Raw genomic sequence first — 15798 nt, 5'->3', positions numbered from 1 at the left:
AGATTAAACAAAATACAAAATTACACAATAGAATAATCAAGGATAATTAAGGGTAAATCAGGAGATAACATGATTTTGGAAAATCCAAAGCGCTTGGGCATTTTCTTCTTCTACGATGCGCAAGGTCACGCAGACCATTATGTGTCTACGCTGCTTGACGGATTCAAACCATTCTTTAACGAGCTTGCGATTGTAGTTAATGGCAAAATCGACGAGTCAAGCAAAGCGATGCTTAAAGGTTACGCGAACAAGTTTATTTTGCGCGAAAACAAGGGTTTTGACGTGTGGGCGTACAAAACTGCAATGGACTCTTACGGTTGGGCAGAGTTGGAAAAGTTTGACGAAGTAGTGCTATTTAACGCTACGATTATGGGTCCAGTTTATCCGTTTAGCGAAATGTTTAACGCTATGAACGCAAAAGACCTTGATTTTTGGGGCATAACAAAGTTCCATAAAGTTAATGGAGATCCGTTTGGATACAGTCCGTACGGATATTTGCCAGAGCATATTCAATCGCATTTTCACGCATACAGGGAAAGCTTTGTTCAATCCAAAGATTTTCAGGATTATTGGAACAATCTTCCACCAATCAACAGCTACTTTGAGTCTGTTGGATTGCATGAATCAGTATTTACAAAGCGATTTGCAGATAAGGGATACAAGTGGTCTGTATACGTTGATACGAGTGATTTAGAAGGCTATTCTTATGGCCCAATAACGTATGCTGCAAGGCAGATTGTGGAATACAAGCGATGCCCGATTTTTAAGCGCAGGTCTTTCTTCCACGACTACTCCGACGTTTCTACGCAATCTGTTGGAAACCAAGCATTAGACTTATACGAGTATTTGAAAGACCACACAGATTACAACACGGATTTGATTTGGGAAAATGCTTTGCGAAGCATGAATATGGCAGATTTGATGAAGAATCTTCATTTGCGATACATTTTGCCGCAAAATCATGTTGTAGAAAACTCATCAACAGCTACATCAGCATCTACGGCTAAGCCAAAAGTCGCGTTGTGTATGCACTTGTATTACATGGATTTGCTAGATAAAAGTTTGCACTATATTCAGTCTATGCCGCAAGGATGTGACGTTATTTTAACTGTAGGATCGAAAGAAAACCAGCAAATTGTGAAACAGTGTGTGGAACATCTTCCATATGACGTAGACGTGCGGTTAATTGAAAATCGCGGTAGAGACGTGAGCGCATTCTTAGTGGGCGGCGGCGCAGATCTTATGAAGTACGATTACGTATGCTTTGCTCACGATAAAAAAGTCACGCAATTATCGCCTCGAAGCATAGGCGACGGATTTGCTTACAAGTGTTTTGAAAATATTCTTGCAAGTAAAGAGTATGTGCAAAACGTTATAAATCTGTTTGAAACGCATCCGCGACTTGGAATGGCAATGCCAACGCCGCCAAATCATGCGGACTACTTCCCAGGATTTACATACACTTGGGGTCCAAACTTTGAAGGCACAAAGAAATTCCTAGAAAAAACGTTAGGAGTTAGCGTTCCGTTAGACGAAAACAAAGACGCTATAGCTCCGCTTGGCACAATGTTTTGGTTCCGTACAAAAGCTATGCGTGGGCTATTGGATAGAAAGTGGACTTACGAAGATTTTCCAGCAGAACCGCTAAAAATAGACGGAACGTTGTTGCACTTTATAGAGCGAGCATACGGGTATGTGCCGCAATCCAACGGATATTATGACGCATACATATTCTCGGATCACTTTGCGCGAATAGAAATGACTAACCTAGAATTCGATGTTCGAGAACTATCAAAATCTGTGAGCACGCCATGGATTAAACGCAATTTGGAAGAAACTTGTAGAGAAGTAATGCGCGGAAAGCGATTCCGTTACGCTGCTTTAAGAGTATTAAAGAGTATTGCAAAGCGAGTTTTCTATAAAACACTGTACATAGGTCAAAGAATTGTGCACATTGGTCGTAAAGGTAAAGAAGATGAGTGATATAAGCGTAAATACAGCTGCGACAAAACTTACGCGCGCAAAAAAACCGCGACTTTTCTACTTGGATTGGATTCGCGCAATAGCTGCGATTTTGATTGTTGTAACTCATTTTAACAATCCATATTTGGAGCCAATGCGGTTCTTCGTAAATAGACCGTTTGGAATCTACATTGGTGGATTAGGAGTATCGCTATTTTTGATTATTTCTGGCGCTGCTCTTATGTACAACTATGGCGATAGAGAAAGCCTGGATTTGCGCACATTCTACACAAAGCGCGCAAAAACACTATACCCAATGTTTTGGGTAGCATTCATAGTGGCGAATATTTTATTGTTTATTCGCAATAATGGATATATTTTTGTACCAAGGCATAAAATAACAGCAATTTTTTCGCTTTTTGGAATGGATGGTTATGCTTCTGCATTCGGCGTAGGTACTTTTTATGTTCTAGGCGAATGGTTCTTAGGGTTCATAATACTGTTTTACATAGTGTTTCCACTTTTAAGAGTTGGCGTAAATAAAATGCCAATAACAACTGTGTGCGTTGTGTTGGCTCTATACGCTGCAACAGTTGTGTTCTTTACTTTTTACCAGATTCCGCGAGTACCGTCTGATATTCTTTTAACAACAAGATTGCCAGAATTAGTATTTGGCATGATTTTTGTAAAGTTTATTAAAAAAGTGCCTTGTTGGCTTGCTGCAGTATCTTTTGTGATTCTTGCATTGCAACAATTAACGCATGTTTTACAAGGAAATATTGCCGTTACGATTGTAGGAATATTAGCATTTTTGCTGCTTTCTTATATTGGTGAACTTGTTAAAAGTTTTAAGCCATTAAGCGCGTGTACAAAATTTATATCCGCATATTCGTACCCGATTTTTTTGGTACACCATGTGTTAATAATGCAAGTGTTTACAGTAATATATCCAGTGTGGCTTAATCGCTGGCAAGCATACGGATTGCTAATCGCAGAGTTTGCGGTGATTCTTGTGCTTTCTGTAATACTCAAGCGTTTTACAAACTTGATTGTTGGTTTTGTGAGCAAATGTTGGGTGAAAATCGGCAGCAAGAATCGCAGTTTGGACTAACATGCGTATTTGTTCTGGAATAATCACCTATAATCCAACTTTAACAGACGTAAGCACGTGTTTAGAAGCGCTATGCAATCAAGTAGAGCGCGTAATAATCGTAGACAATGCGTCTAAAAATGTTAAAAGTTTGCAAGAAGTTGTAAGCAAATACGCAAACGTGACTTTAGTTAAAAACAGTAAAAATATTGGTTTTGCAAAAGCATTAACGCAAGTGTTTGAATGGGCAAAATCGCAAGGTTTCAACTGGGTTCTAACGCTTAACGACGATTCTGTTGTGCCAAGCAACATGATTAGCGAATACAAGAAAATCCTGGAAAATCAGGGAAGTCTTGTAAATCAAAAAAATTCAAAAAATTCCAAAATCGCAATTGTATGCTCTTTGCTAAAAAACCGTTTAGACGGCACGATTTTACACAGCAAATGCCACGAAGACGAATGCATAACGTCTGGAAGCTTAACAAGCGTAGAAGCGTGGCAGAAAATCGGCGGATTTGACGAATGGCTAGAAATCGACGGAGTAGACTTCGACTTTTCAAGGCGACTTGCGCGTGCTGGCTGGCAAATCGTAGAGTGCCAAAACGTTATAATGGAACACCAAATCGGCAAAGCGCGCTCAATAAACTTGATTATAAAACACCCAATCGTGTGGAATCACAATGCAAATCGCAAGTACTATATAGCGCGAAATATGCAAGTAGTGGATTACAAAATGGGAACATACTCGTATGCTAAGTCGTTGCGTGCAGTTGTGCGAGATATGATTTTCGTTGCGCTGTGGGAAAAGAATAAATTTGCGAAAATTCGCGCGATGATACGCGGATTTAAGGATGGGCAGCAAAAGATTCGTCAAATGCGCAAAGCAGAACAGAACGCGGTTTGAAAGGATAGCAATGGAAAATTACGCTAAAAACGAAAATCCGCTAGTTTCTATAATCGTGCCAGTCTACAATTCTGCAAAATATTTGAGCGGATGCGTGGACTCGATTCTTGCGCAAACGTACAAAAACATAGAGCTGATTTTGGTAGACGATGGATCAAAAGACGACTCGGGTAAAATTTGCGATTCGTATGCATCAAAAGATTCGCGAGTTAAAGTAATACACCAACAAAACGGCGGAATATCGCGTGCGCAGAACGCAGGGCTTGATGCAGTGAGTGGGGAATTTATAGCGTTTGCAGACAATGACGATATTCTAGATTGCAAAAATATTGAGATTTTACTAAACGCTATTTTGCAAAGCGGAGCTAGTATGAGCAAAGCAAAATGGCGTCAATTTGGGCTAAGTAGCTTAGAGCAGATTAAAAAAGAAGCTGGTTTGGGTGCGCGCGGATTGGGTACGGAAAAATCGCAAGTAACCGCGCGTTTAGAGAACGCGACTCAAATAAAAATCGTAAAAAATCCTCTAAAAGCGTATCAAACTGTATTTTGCAAAATATTTAGAATAATCGGAAATAAGCTGGGCAAAAACAGCGAAGCGCGCTACTTTAACGAAGCGAATTGGTGCAGGCTTTACAAGCGAGAAATCTGGCAGGGAGTGCGATTCCCCGAAGGAAAGTTTGCGCAAGACACGGCGATGGCAAGCGTGCTGTACTCGCGCATGAATTGCGTGGCACATGTGGATGAAGTGCTGTATTACTGGCTGCAACGCGAGGATTCCGTAACGCATAAAATGCGAGACGCGGGCTTTTATCACGATCATATAGATGCAGTTCGAGCAAATTGGGATTTGTGCTTAAAGCACAATGTTGTGCCAGCAAGAAGCTACTACACAATGGTTGGAAACTTAAGGTATGAGCGATGCGCGCTGAAAAGCGGAGAAAATAAGCTTAATGGCGGAAAAAGTAGCGACGCAGAAATCCAAAAAATATACGAAAAAAATTATGTTAAAGACGTAGAATTTGCTAAATCAGCTGTTAAAAAGCTTACGATTTTGCAGCGCGCGCAATGTTTTACTATGGCGTGTGTGAGAAATCTTGAAAAAATAATCTACGATTACAAAATCAAAAATATGAAGTAATGCAATTAAAAATCGAAGAGTAAGTGCAAATCAGAAAGCAAGAAATGAGTGGGAAAATGAGCGAATACCCAGATTTAGTAGTTGTTGGAGCAGGATTGTTTGGCTTAACTGTAGCTCAGCAGGCTGCAGAACGCGCTGGCGCAAGCGTTGAAATTATTGACGTGCGTAGTCACATTGGCGGAAATGCTTACTCGTATTTTGACGAGCGAACGGGAATTGAAATTCACAAGTATGGCGCACATCTTTTTCACACAAGCAACAAGCACGTGTGGGATTACGTGAACCGCTTTACAACGTTTACTAACTACGTGCATCGCGTTTACGCAACTCACGACGGCGAAGTGTATTCGTTGCCAATCAACTTAGGTACAATTAACCAATTCTTCCACGCGCATTATACGCCAGAAGAAGCTAAGGCTTTGATTGCAAGCCAAGCGGGGGAGTTTGCTGGCAAAGATCCGCAGAATTTGAACGATAAAGGCATTAGTTTAATCGGGCGCCCGCTTTATGAAGCGTTTATTAAGAATTACACGGCAAAGCAGTGGCAAACGGATCCTTCTAAGCTGCCTGCTGGAATTATCAAGCGCTTGCCTGTGCGATTTAACTACAATAATCGCTACTTTAAAGACACTTGGGAAGGATTGCCAACGGACGGCTACACAGCTTGGATGCAGCGCATGATTGACGATCCGCGTATTCACATTTCGCTTGGCGTGGACTTTTTCGACGAATCGCAGCCGTTTAATAAGCACGCGTTGGCGGAGGCTGGAGTGCCGGTTGTTTATACCGGTCCGGTTGATAGGTATTTTGACTATGCGCTCGGCGAGTTGAAGTGGCGCACTGTGGACTTTAAGGAAGTGCGTTACCAGGAGAGCGACCACTTTGGCTGCCCAGTTATGAACTATTCGGATGCAGATGTTCCGTTTACGCGCGCAATTGAGTTTAAGAACTTTAATCCAGAGCGCGAGGAGGTTGGCGGGGAAGCTAGTGGTGAAGCTAGCGATTGCGCAACTTTCATGCCAGGCAAAAGCGTTAAAGCTGGGGAAACTGTTGTGTGGCAGGAGTATTCTCGCGCTGCAACTCGCGACGACGAGCCTTACTATCCAGTGAATACTGAGGAAGATAAGGCATTGTATGCGCGCTATGCAGAGCTTGCTGAGGCGCAGTCTAACACTGTTTTCGGTGGACGTTTGGGCACTTACAGCTATTACGATATGCACAACGTGATTGATATGGCTTTGCGTGCTTACGAATCGCAAGTAGCGCCACTTATTGCTCACTAAATGCAAAATATAAATTAATAAAAATAAATAAAAATAAAGAGCTATACATCAAAAAGTGTATGAAACTAAACTGACTAAATTCTATTTCAAGAACATACATCAGAACAGTTTTATACACTTTTTGACATATAACCCAAAAGGAGAAGATTATTTGATACTAAACTAAATGATCTCGCGTGTCAAGATACAAAATTTAGACTCAAACTATAGTAAAGTCACGCTTCCCACTTAGTAGGCTCAATAACTTCTTTGCCACCCATATAAGCCTGCATAGCCTTTGGAATATCAATCGAACCATCTTCATGCTGATGATTTTCCAAAATAGCCACAAGCCAGCGAGTAGTAGCCAAAGTGCCATTAAGCGTGCTAACTGGGCGAGTTCCGCCATCTTCCATGCGTTCGCGAACATTCAAGCGGCGAGCCTGATACTCAGTGCAGTTAGAAGTAGAAGTAAGCTCACGGTAACGACCCTGAGTTGGAACCCAAGCTTCGCAATCAAACTTACGAGCAGCAGAAGAACCAAGGTCACCAGCAGCAGTATCAATAATGCGGTAAGGCACTTCCACCTTAGCAAGCATTTCCTGCTCCATACCAAGTAACTTCTGATGCTCAGCGTGAGAATCTTCCTGCTTGCAATAAACGAACATTTCTACCTTATCGAACTGATGCACGCGAATGATACCAGAAGTATCCTTTCCAGCAGCACCAGCTTCACGACGGTAGCAGCTCGACCAACCGCAATAACGCAAAGCACCATTGCTTAAGTCAAGAATCTCATCCTCGTGCATACCAGCGAGCGCAACCTCGGATGTGCCAACCAAATACTGATCATCTGGCTCACGAAGGCGATAAATCTCGTCCGCGTGAGAATTCAAGAAGCCAGTTCCGCGCATTACTTCTGGACGCACAAGCGTTGGCGTAATTGCAAGCGTAAAACCGTGCTCTTCGGCTTGGTCTACAGCCATAGTAAGCATTGCGATTTGCAATCTAGCCACAGCACCGCGCAAGAAGTAGAAGCGAGAGCCTGCAACCTTTACGCCTCTGCGCATATCAATTCCAGCAACGCCAGTTCCAAGAGTCAAATGATCCTTTGGTTCAAAGCCTTCTGCAGTAAAGTCGCGAGGTGTGCCAACTTTCTTAACTACAACATAGTCGTCTTCTCCGCCTTCTGGCGCTTCATCTTCAACGATGTTAGAAAGCTTCCACATTGCTGTAGTGTAGTCGGCAGTAGCCTGCTCAGATTCAGCCTTGTATTCTGCAACCTTTTGAGCAAGTTCTTTAGTCTGAGCAATAAGTGTGACTTTCTCGCTATCTTGAGCAGCTGCAACCTTTTTTCCTATTGCTTTCTGCTCTGCTCTGGCTGCTTCAAAAGCCTTTAAACTGTTGCGGCGCAAGTCGTCTGCACGAAGCACCTCATCGACGAGCTCAACGGACTCGCCACGCTTGCGCTGCGATTCCTTAACTACGTCGGCATGTTCACGAATAAATTGGATATCAAGCATGTTTTCTAGCCTAGTGCCGCAAGGCGACAGATACATATATAATGGCATGAATAAGTGATTGCACTAAAAGGGGTAAAAATGGCGGTTATTCATGCTACGCAAGATAATTTTGAGAAAATTGCTGGTACTAATGAAATAGTTGTTGTTGATTTTTGGGCAACTTGGTGCGGACCATGCCGAGCTTTTGGTCCTATTTTTGAACAAGTTAGCGAAAAGTTTGACGATGTTCCATTCGTTAAGGTAGACATAGACCAGTCTCCTGATTTGGCAAGTGCTGCGGCGATTAAAGCGGTTCCAACGGTTATGGTTATCAAACGTGGAGATGTTATTTATCGTCAGGCTGGTGCTTTGTTGCCAGCCGATTTAGAAGATTTAGTCAATCAAGCTAAGGCTTACGATCCTAGTAAAGATGATGAAGGTAATTCTGTAAGCGAATCAAGTGAATCTGAAAATGATGGGGAATAGTAGTAAGAACCTTGATTTTAAGCCATTCTCTTTGCATGAGTCTACAATTATATATACTTTGTGCAAAAAGCTGTATGAGGATTATTTATTTTTAGATTTACGCTTTGTGCATTAACTTCTACCAAGGAGAGTTATGACAAGTCACCGAAGGAAAACTGTTACACTTACCTCATTGAGTGTTCGTCAGTGGGCAAGAATTGTAGCGATTTTTGTTGGTTTTGTGTCTGTAGTAACTCTTGGTATTGCGTCTAGGAACTTTTATTCGGCATCAAAGAATCATTCTGCGAAGCCTTACATAACTGCTTATTCTGCTACAGATTCCGCTAATCAGGTTTCGCGTGGTACGTATCGTAATTCGCTTAAAAGTGTTAAAAAAGGCGCTACTTCTTACATAACTGTGAATATCAATGGGAGTCATCGTACTGTTCTTGGCACGGATTTTACAAACGTTAAGTCTGTTTTAGAAGCTGGAGATATTACTCTTGGGCCTAATGATGTTGTAGAGCCTGCACTTGATTCCAAGGTAACTGAATCGACAGTTATCAACATTAAGCGTGCAGGCGCAAAGCTTGAAACTTCTGATGAACCGATTGCTTTTAACACGGTTAAGAAGGAAACTGCAGCTCTTCCAAAGGGCACGGAAAAGGTTAAGGATCAGGGTGCTCCTGGCGTGATGGAAACAAGTAAGATTGTTACTCGCGCAGGTGATAAAGTTGTTTCGTCTAACGTTTTTGTATCGTTTGTTAAGCAGGCTCCAAAAGATAAGGTCATTCTTGTTGGCACAGGTGGAGCTAGCGTAGATTCAGATTTTGCATCTTCTATTGGTACTACAGTTCCTGCTGGTGAAATGCAGGAGTGGGCGCATTCTTGGCTTCTTTCTAACGGTTACAGTGAAGCTGATTTTACTGCTACAGTGTTTATTATTTCACATGAATCAGGTTGGCGTGTAAACGCTATGAATCCTTCTGGTGCATACGGTTTGCCTCAGGCTCTGCCTGGAAGAAAGATGTCTTCTATGGGTGCTGACTGGGCGACTAATTATCAGACTCAGCTTCGTTGGTTCTGGAATTATTGCAATGGTCGTTACGGTTCCATTCAGGGTGCCTACAGGCATTGGTTGTCTCATAGAAGCTACTGATTTGTATTATACTTGCTACTATTATGAATTTTGCGGCAATTGTAAGTTTGTGAGGATTATAGATTTATAGACGCACAGACTCATAGTGTGTACTTATAGATTTGTTTTAAGGCGATTATCGTAGAGTCAAGTATGTTTCTTGGTTTTACGATAATCGCTGATTATTTTATGCGTGTTGTGTGAATATGGAAGGAAATTTAAGTGACAATATTGCCTAGAAAATCATGGTTTAATAAGGGTGATGAATTTGCTAGTGAGCATGCTAGCTGCAAGTCTTTCGTGAACTTGTCTAAACTTAGTCATGCTCTTGTTGGTGAAGAAGCGTATAAAAACAATCGTCTTACGCGTGCAGCCTTGGTTTCTCTGGCGATTCTAACTTTTATAACTTTTATTGGCAATTTTGCGCAATTGCAGCTCACTGCTGCATTACCTACTATTGTGCGTGAGTTTAATATAAGTGTTACTACGGGACAGTGGCTTACGTCTATTTTTCAGTTGATTATGGCTATTATGGTGCCGCTAACAGCATTTTTGACTAGACGATTTTCTACTCGTCAAATTGTTATTACTTCCATGATTCTTTTTACTCTAGGCTCAGTTATGGCATGGCTGAGTAATGATTTTATTATGGCGTTAGCTGGGCGAACTCTAGAGGCTATTGGCACTGGAGTTATGTGGCCTGTTCTACAGATTACTGTGTTTTCTGTATACCCAGTTACTCGTAGAGGAATGGCTATGGGTAGCGTTGGTATGGCAATGAGTATTGCTCCAGCAATTGGACCAACAGTTGGTGGTATGCAAACTGATTTTAATGGTTGGCGTTCTATATTCTTATCTCTTACAATTATCGGCGTAATTTCTATTATTCTTTCCATACTTTTCTTACATAATTTCGGTGAACATGATCGCTCTGCTAAGGCGGATTTTTTCTCCGTTGGACTTTCAATTGTTGGCTTTGGTGGAGTTATGTTTGGTTTCACAAACATTGAGTCTTATGGCATTTCAAATCCGCTTTCGTGGTCACCTATGGTTGTTGGAGCATGTGGAATAACGTGGTTTGTGATTAGACAATTGCGTGCGCGAGTTAAAGGAAAGCAGCCGTTGCTTGGAATAAGCGTGTTGAAGAATCGCTATTTTACGATTGGCACCGCTTGCGCATGTTTAACATTCTTTGCGTTTAGCTCAATTATGGTGGTTATTCCGCTGTATATTCAATCAGATCGTGGTTTTTCAGCTACTATGAGTGGTCTGGTATTGTTGCCTGGCGCGTTTGGAATGGCAATTTCGCAATATTTTGGTGGGCGTATGCTCGATCGTTTTGGTGTGCGACCTGTAGCAATGGCAGGCTCTCTTATTTTGCTTTTTGGCACAGTTATGATGAGCCTTATCGATAAAGACACATGGATTTGGTGGATTTCAATCTGGCAGTTTACGCGACAAATCGGCATGGGATTTTTGCTTATGCCTGTTACAACATGGTCTTTAAATTGCTTGCAACCTAGTGAGTTGGGCGATGGTTCTGCAGTCACTAATACAATGAGACAGCTTTGGGGTGCTATTGGTGCTCCAGTACTTGTTGTTACTATGGCTACTTTTACTCAGTGGTATCATATGCTTACTGGAGTTGGTTCTGCAGATAATTTGGCAGCCAGCATTTTTGGTGTTCAATGGACCTTGAGAATTAGTGCGATTATTACGGCTGTTATGGCTTTAATTGTGATTTTTGGGGTTAAAGGTGATGGGGCTGGTTCTGCTCATCAGCTTGCGCGTAAGGCGATTGATCGTATGCGCGTTTTGCATATTCCTCATGCGTCGGAGCATAAAGACGTTATGCACGATCACACGCATCATCAATACTGATATATTGCACGCTCTTTGACTTGTTTGCTGTTGCGCGCTTTCTTGTTTGGTATTGTGCATCTTCCTTGTTTGTTGTTGTAGGAGGGCTGGGTGTTTCTTGTCTCACAACGCTCTGCCTCTTACGTGTTATCTTGTGTTGCGGTTGTTCCGATTTGGCTTTGATTTTGTTTTTTGGTTGATGTTTGTTTGTAGTGGTTGATCATTTGGATTATTTGGTATCGGCTGCCGCTCTTATATTGTTCGACCAAGAATCACCCAGCCCTCTTACGTACTAGAACAATTGCGTATATCTTAATCACCGAGATTCTCGATTTTTTCTTGCTACTTCAGCGAATCACCATCGGAGGACTGCGAATCGACTTGCATGAGCGCTTTGACTGAGCTTGAAATTGCATAACGCATTTCAAGCTCCTTCAAAGCGTGATTTGGCTTAATGCATAAAGTCCAGTGGACTTTATGCGCCAAATCAGCCGAACGGCTACTAATAGCCGTGAGGAATAGCGTAGCGCGCGAATGCACTTCGATTCGCTGAGCTTGCTCAAAGTTGAAAGCACAGTGTGCCTTCAACGCAAGCGAAGACGTGAGCGCGCTGTAACGCGCGAGCGATACATCTCATTCGCTGCGAAAAATCTCGAATCTCTACCTAACTTGGTATTGGTAAATTTTGCATAATCATTTGTTCGTTTTGTTGAATTTTGCAAAATTTTCTTATGAATTTTGTTAACTACCTAACGTTTTTCACATAGAAACGCTCATTTGAGTTTGTTTTTTGCGTTTAGTTGTGCGATAATGTTCACATGATTTCTTCTCAGCGTCAGCAGTTGATTTTAAGCCGTCTTCGCACTAGAGGGGCTGTGCGTATTACTGCTCTTTCTAAAGAGCTAAGTGTTTCGGCAATGACTATTCGCAGGGATATCGCCGAGCTTTCAGACAAAGGTCTTTTAAAAAGAGTTCATGGTGGTGCTGTTACAACTAACACTCTTCTTTCTGAGCCTCTGTTTTCGGTAAAGTCGCAGATGGATATGGGCTTAAAGGACGCAATCGCCAGCAAAGCTGTGGATTATGTTCAGCCTGGAGATGTTATAGCTATTGGTGGTGGCACCACTGCTTATGTATTTGCTCAGCATCTACTTGAGTCTCGCAGAGCTTCTGGTATTACGATTTTAACCAATTCGATTCCTGTTGCAGAGCTTGTTCAGGCGCTTGAGTCTAAAGATATTGAAGTTATTGTTACTGGCGGAGTTATTACTAGATCTAATTCTCTGGTTGGTCCTATTGCGGATAAGGTTGTTTCGTCTTTGCGCGTAAACACCGTGTTTTTGGGCACTCATTCCGTGAGCCTACCTCGTGGATTCCTAATGCCTAATTCTCTTGAAGCTGCTACAGATATGGCTTTGATGGATATTGCGGATCGTACGATTATTTTAACAGATCACACTAAATGGACTTGCACATCGCTTTCACTGTTTGCTCGCTTCGACCAAGTGGATACTGTTATTACAGATGATTGTCTGGATGCGGATTCTCAGCTTCGTACGCGTGAGCTTGTTAAAAATTTGGTTCTTGCTCCTACAATAGATTCTTTGGAAGAAGAGTAGCTTGTAGATCAGTATTGCATTACTTATTGCGTATTGTGTGGGGCTTGTGTTAGGCTCAGTTAGTTCATGACTTTGTAGTGATTACACATTAAAGTTGCGCGGCTTATGCTTGCGATTCACGGTTTGCTTGTTTTGCGCACTTTTGCTGCTTTGCAGTCTGTAGATTAATTTTGTGCAATTACATTTGTAATTGCGCCTTTGAATGTTCGTAATTACGCATTGTCAACATTATATGTCAACTATGTTGAAGTAATTTACGAAAGGCTATTGTGCCACATACTCATTATGCTGCGTCTGCTAAAACGCAAGGTGCTAAGAAATCTGCTGGTAAAAAATCTGCTGTAAGTCAGGGAGCTAATAAGAATTTTTCTAAAAAAGGCTATAAGTCTAATAGAAACCCATTTGAATATCAGGGAAATCGTAAGAATAACGAATTTAATGCGCGTAAAGCACGTAATCGCAAGGCAGACAAAGCTAGAAGTCGTGCTCGTGAAAAGGCTTTGCAATATGAAGAGATTGCAATTCAAGAAGCTGAACAAGATTTTGGCAAACGCGATTTAAAAAAGCGCGATTTTGATTTTGACAATCGCAATATGAAGAAGAGTAGAGATAGTCGCCACAATAGACACCAGACAAGTCGCCAGCAACCGACGACTATTGATACTGAGTCTTCAATAAAGAAAAATCTAGAAATTACAAAAAATTCCGTAATGATTCCAGATACAGCTGTGGAATCTCGAGAAAACTATAGTGATGATGTTACTTTTGCACAGCTTGGTGTTCCAGAACCATTGGTTAACGTTTTGCGTGCAGACGGTAAAAACACAGCTTTTCCAATTCAGCAGGCCACTCTGCCAGACTCTTTACAGGGTGCAAACATACTTGGTAGAGGGCGTACAGGAAGTGGTAAAACTTTAGCATTCTCGATTCCTCTTGTAGCAAGATTAGCTGAAAACTTTGTTGATTTAATAAATTCTGGTCGTACTTCTAGAAAAAACAAAAATCGCGAAGATAGTAATATTCCAGCACCTCATGCGATGATTTTGGCTCCTACGCGAGAACTTGTGCATCAGATTGATGAGGTGATTGCTCCTCTTGCAGCAGCATATGGGATGCATACTGTTACTATTTACGGCGGAGTAAGATATCAGAGACAAATTGCTCCATTAAAGCAAGGTGCTCAGATTATAGTAGCGTGCCCAGGGCGATTAGAAGATTTACTAAAACAAGGCGCATTAACGCTTGAAAACATAGAAGTCAGTGTTTTAGATGAGGCTGACGAAATGGCTGATATGGGGTTCTTGCCAGCTGTAACAAGGCTTTTAGAGCAGACAAATCCTAATGGTCAAAGAATGCTGTTTTCTGCAACTTTGGATAAGCAAGTTGCTGCTATAGTAAATCGCTTCTTGCCGAATGCTGTTGTGCACGCTGTGGATGATGCGGATTCTCAGGTAGATACAATGACTCATCATGTGTTTGGAGTGTCTGCAGGAGATAAGTATGAGGTTCTACGTAAATTAGCGTCTGGTAAAAAACGCTCTATATTCTTTACTCGCACAAAATACCAAGCTAAGAACATGGCTAAAAAGTTCATTAGTCAGGGTATTCCAGCCGTCGATTTGCAAGGAAATTTGTCTCAGAATCAGAGAGATAGGCACTTGGCTGTGTTTTCTGATGGGCTAGTGCGCGTTCTAGTTGCTACAGATGTTGCGGCTCGAGGCATTGATATTAGCGATGTGGCGCTTGTGGTGCAAACCGAGCCTCCAGAGGATCCAAAATCGTTCTTGCATAGATCTGGGCGTACTGCGCGCGCTGGGGAGTCTGGCGATGTTGTAACTCTTGTGTTGCCGAATCAAAAGCGCATGGCGAACACTATGCTTCGACGCGCTGGAATTCATGCTAAGGCAGAAGACGTTAAGCCAGATTCGCCTGTTTTGCAAGAAATTGTTGGGGATTTGGCGGATTTGCAAGAGGGCTGGAGTATGCCAGAGCCAGAGCAGCCAAAGCGCAGAGGCAGAGGAAGAAGCAGAGGACGCGGACGTTCGCGTGATTCTCACAGTTCGCGTGATTCTCGCAATGGTTTGCGCAAACGCGCGCTCCGAACTGCCTGAGCGCTTAAAGCGTAGCGCGCGAAGGCAACTCGGAGCGCTGAGCTTGCTCAAAGTTGAAAGCACGGTGTGCTTTCAACGCAAGCGAAGACGTGAGCGCGCTGTAACGCGCGAGCGATACGCTTCATCCGCTGCGAAAAATCTCGAATCTCTACTTCATTTGGTGTATTCCTGTAGTGCGTTTGTACCTGATTTACGGCGTGTCGCTATACAATCGCACTACATAAATATTAAGTCAATAATGTGCTATGAATCGCTGAAGCGCTGAAGCACTACAAAAAGCGCGTAGGCTAACTAACTAAGCGACGACTATTTGCGCTATTTGCTCTGACCCTTGCCGAATGCGCGCAAGCGGATTCCGTTCCAATCTTCGCTTACGGTTAAAGGAGTTGCAGCATTCATGCCAGCTGTTTTAGCAGCGGATTGCACTGTGCTGGAGCTTGGAGAGCCTTCGCGACCAGGCTTAGGCGTTAGAACCCACATTGGAGCTTCGTCGTCTAACATGTTTGTGGCATCCATAATCGTGTCTGCCAACTCATCCTCATCGTCGCCATCGCGCCACCAAATAATGACGCCGTCAACAGATGAGTCGTAATCTTCATCTACCAGATCTTCTCCAGTAAGATTTTCGATATTGTCGCAGATTGCATCGTCAACGTCATCGTCCCACAGCCACTGCTGTACGATATCTCCAGGTTGGAAGCCAAATTCTTCTGCATGTTGAAAAGCTGTCTGTTCCACGTGACTCAA

At 42.5% G+C, this 15798-nt stretch carries 13 protein-coding genes; 10 read left to right on the top strand and 3 right to left on the bottom strand.

Annotation, left to right across the window (positions count from 1 at the left end):
- Positions 1 to 69: 69 nt before the first annotated feature.
- From HXT55_RS06105 to HXT55_RS06085, 5 genes are read left to right on the top strand one after another with little or no spacing between them, the layout of a single operon-like run.
- Entirely contained in the window at positions 70 to 1983 is a 1914-nt protein-coding gene (locus HXT55_RS06105) for a rhamnan synthesis F family protein (protein ID WP_064623309.1), read from the top strand.
- A complete protein-coding gene (locus tag HXT55_RS06100; RefSeq protein ID WP_004575007.1) occupies positions 1976 to 3073 on the top strand; it encodes an acyltransferase family protein in 1098 nt (365 codons plus the stop codon). The genes HXT55_RS06105 and HXT55_RS06100 overlap by 8 nt, the downstream gene beginning before the upstream one ends.
- A gap of 1 nt (position 3074) precedes the next feature.
- Positions 3075 to 3956, top strand: a complete 882-nt coding sequence (locus tag HXT55_RS06095) for a glycosyltransferase (protein WP_421792729.1) — start codon at positions 3075 to 3077, stop codon at positions 3954 to 3956.
- A 10-nt stretch (positions 3957 to 3966) separates the two neighbouring features.
- A complete protein-coding gene (locus HXT55_RS06090; RefSeq protein WP_064623307.1) occupies positions 3967 to 5094 on the top strand; it encodes a glycosyltransferase family 2 protein in 1128 nt (375 codons plus the stop codon).
- 56 nt (positions 5095 to 5150) lie between these two features.
- Positions 5151 to 6377: a UDP-galactopyranose/dTDP-fucopyranose mutase family protein gene (locus HXT55_RS06085; protein WP_421792726.1), complete on the top strand. Its 1227-nt coding sequence runs from the start codon at positions 5151 to 5153 to the stop codon at positions 6375 to 6377.
- A 215-nt stretch (positions 6378 to 6592) separates the two neighbouring features.
- Here HXT55_RS06085 and serS read toward each other — a convergent pair whose 3' ends face one another.
- Complete coding sequence (gene serS, locus HXT55_RS06080; protein ID WP_004115791.1) at positions 6593 to 7879, bottom strand: serine--tRNA ligase; 1287 nt, start codon at positions 7877 to 7879, stop codon at positions 6593 to 6595.
- 78 nt (positions 7880 to 7957) lie between these two features.
- Here serS and trxA point away from each other — a divergent pair, with 78 nt between their 5' ends.
- The 3 genes from trxA (at position 7958) to HXT55_RS06065 (ending at position 11342) form a co-directional block, all read left to right on the top strand.
- Entirely contained in the window at positions 7958 to 8344 is a 387-nt protein-coding gene (gene trxA / locus HXT55_RS06075; RefSeq protein ID WP_004112182.1) for a thioredoxin, read from the top strand.
- A gap of 133 nt (positions 8345 to 8477) precedes the next feature.
- Complete coding sequence (locus HXT55_RS06070; RefSeq protein WP_004137936.1) at positions 8478 to 9482, top strand: G5 domain-containing protein; 1005 nt, start codon at positions 8478 to 8480, stop codon at positions 9480 to 9482.
- 201 nt (positions 9483 to 9683) lie between these two features.
- Positions 9684 to 11342, top strand: a complete 1659-nt coding sequence (locus tag HXT55_RS06065; RefSeq protein ID WP_004116956.1) for an MDR family MFS transporter — start codon at positions 9684 to 9686, stop codon at positions 11340 to 11342.
- Positions 11343 to 11663: 321 nt separating this feature from the next.
- On the opposite strand, the gene HXT55_RS06060 is transcribed toward HXT55_RS06065, so the two are convergent.
- Positions 11664 to 11861, bottom strand: a complete 198-nt coding sequence (locus tag HXT55_RS06060) for a hypothetical protein (RefSeq protein ID WP_180947411.1) — start codon at positions 11859 to 11861, stop codon at positions 11664 to 11666.
- A 278-nt stretch (positions 11862 to 12139) separates the two neighbouring features.
- Here HXT55_RS06060 and HXT55_RS06055 point away from each other — a divergent pair, with 278 nt between their 5' ends.
- The gene (locus HXT55_RS06055) at positions 12140 to 12940 is read left to right on the top strand and encodes a DeoR/GlpR family DNA-binding transcription regulator (RefSeq protein ID WP_004112186.1); all 801 of its coding nucleotides are present in this window, start codon (positions 12140 to 12142) and stop codon (positions 12938 to 12940) included.
- A 269-nt stretch (positions 12941 to 13209) separates the two neighbouring features.
- Positions 13210 to 15051, top strand: coding sequence for a DEAD/DEAH box helicase (locus HXT55_RS06050; protein ID WP_064623300.1), 1842 nt, complete (start codon positions 13210 to 13212; stop codon positions 15049 to 15051).
- A gap of 315 nt (positions 15052 to 15366) precedes the next feature.
- Here the strand turns inward: HXT55_RS06050 and HXT55_RS06045 are convergent, their stop codons facing one another.
- Positions 15367 to 15789 (bottom strand): DUF3052 domain-containing protein, encoded by a 423-nt coding sequence (locus HXT55_RS06045; RefSeq protein WP_004112197.1) that lies wholly within the window; start codon positions 15787 to 15789, stop codon positions 15367 to 15369.
- Between the last annotated feature and the right edge of the window lie 9 nt (positions 15790 to 15798).

This window comes from Gardnerella sp. KA00718 (assembly GCF_049244285.1).
Taxonomy (GTDB): Bacteria; Actinomycetota; Actinomycetes; order Actinomycetales; family Bifidobacteriaceae; genus Bifidobacterium; species Bifidobacterium vaginale.
Note: the sequence above shows the minus strand (reverse complement) of the source record. Positions and strands in the feature narration are given on the sequence as shown.

What these genes read in the sequence shown, in the direction of transcription:
- HXT55_RS06100 (WP_004575007.1), top strand. Translation starts at nt 1,976, where the DNA reads ATGAGTGATATAAGCGTAAATACAGCTGCGACAAAACTTACGCGCGCA.
- HXT55_RS06090 (WP_064623307.1), top strand. Translation starts at nt 3,967, where the DNA reads ATGGAAAATTACGCTAAAAACGAAAATCCGCTAGTTTCTATAATCGTG.
- trxA (WP_004112182.1), top strand. Translation starts at nt 7,958, where the DNA reads ATGGCGGTTATTCATGCTACGCAAGATAATTTTGAGAAAATTGCTGGT.
- HXT55_RS06055 (WP_004112186.1), top strand. Translation starts at nt 12,140, where the DNA reads ATGATTTCTTCTCAGCGTCAGCAGTTGATTTTAAGCCGTCTTCGCACT.
- HXT55_RS06105 (WP_064623309.1), top strand. Translation starts at nt 70, where the DNA reads ATGATTTTGGAAAATCCAAAGCGCTTGGGCATTTTCTTCTTCTACGAT.
- serS (WP_004115791.1), bottom strand. Translation starts at nt 7,879, where the DNA reads ATGCTTGATATCCAATTTATTCGTGAACATGCCGACGTAGTTAAGGAA.
- HXT55_RS06095 (WP_421792729.1), top strand. Translation starts at nt 3,075, where the DNA reads ATGCGTATTTGTTCTGGAATAATCACCTATAATCCAACTTTAACAGAC.
- HXT55_RS06070 (WP_004137936.1), top strand. Translation starts at nt 8,478, where the DNA reads ATGACAAGTCACCGAAGGAAAACTGTTACACTTACCTCATTGAGTGTT.
- HXT55_RS06085 (WP_421792726.1), top strand. Translation starts at nt 5,151, where the DNA reads ATGAGCGAATACCCAGATTTAGTAGTTGTTGGAGCAGGATTGTTTGGC.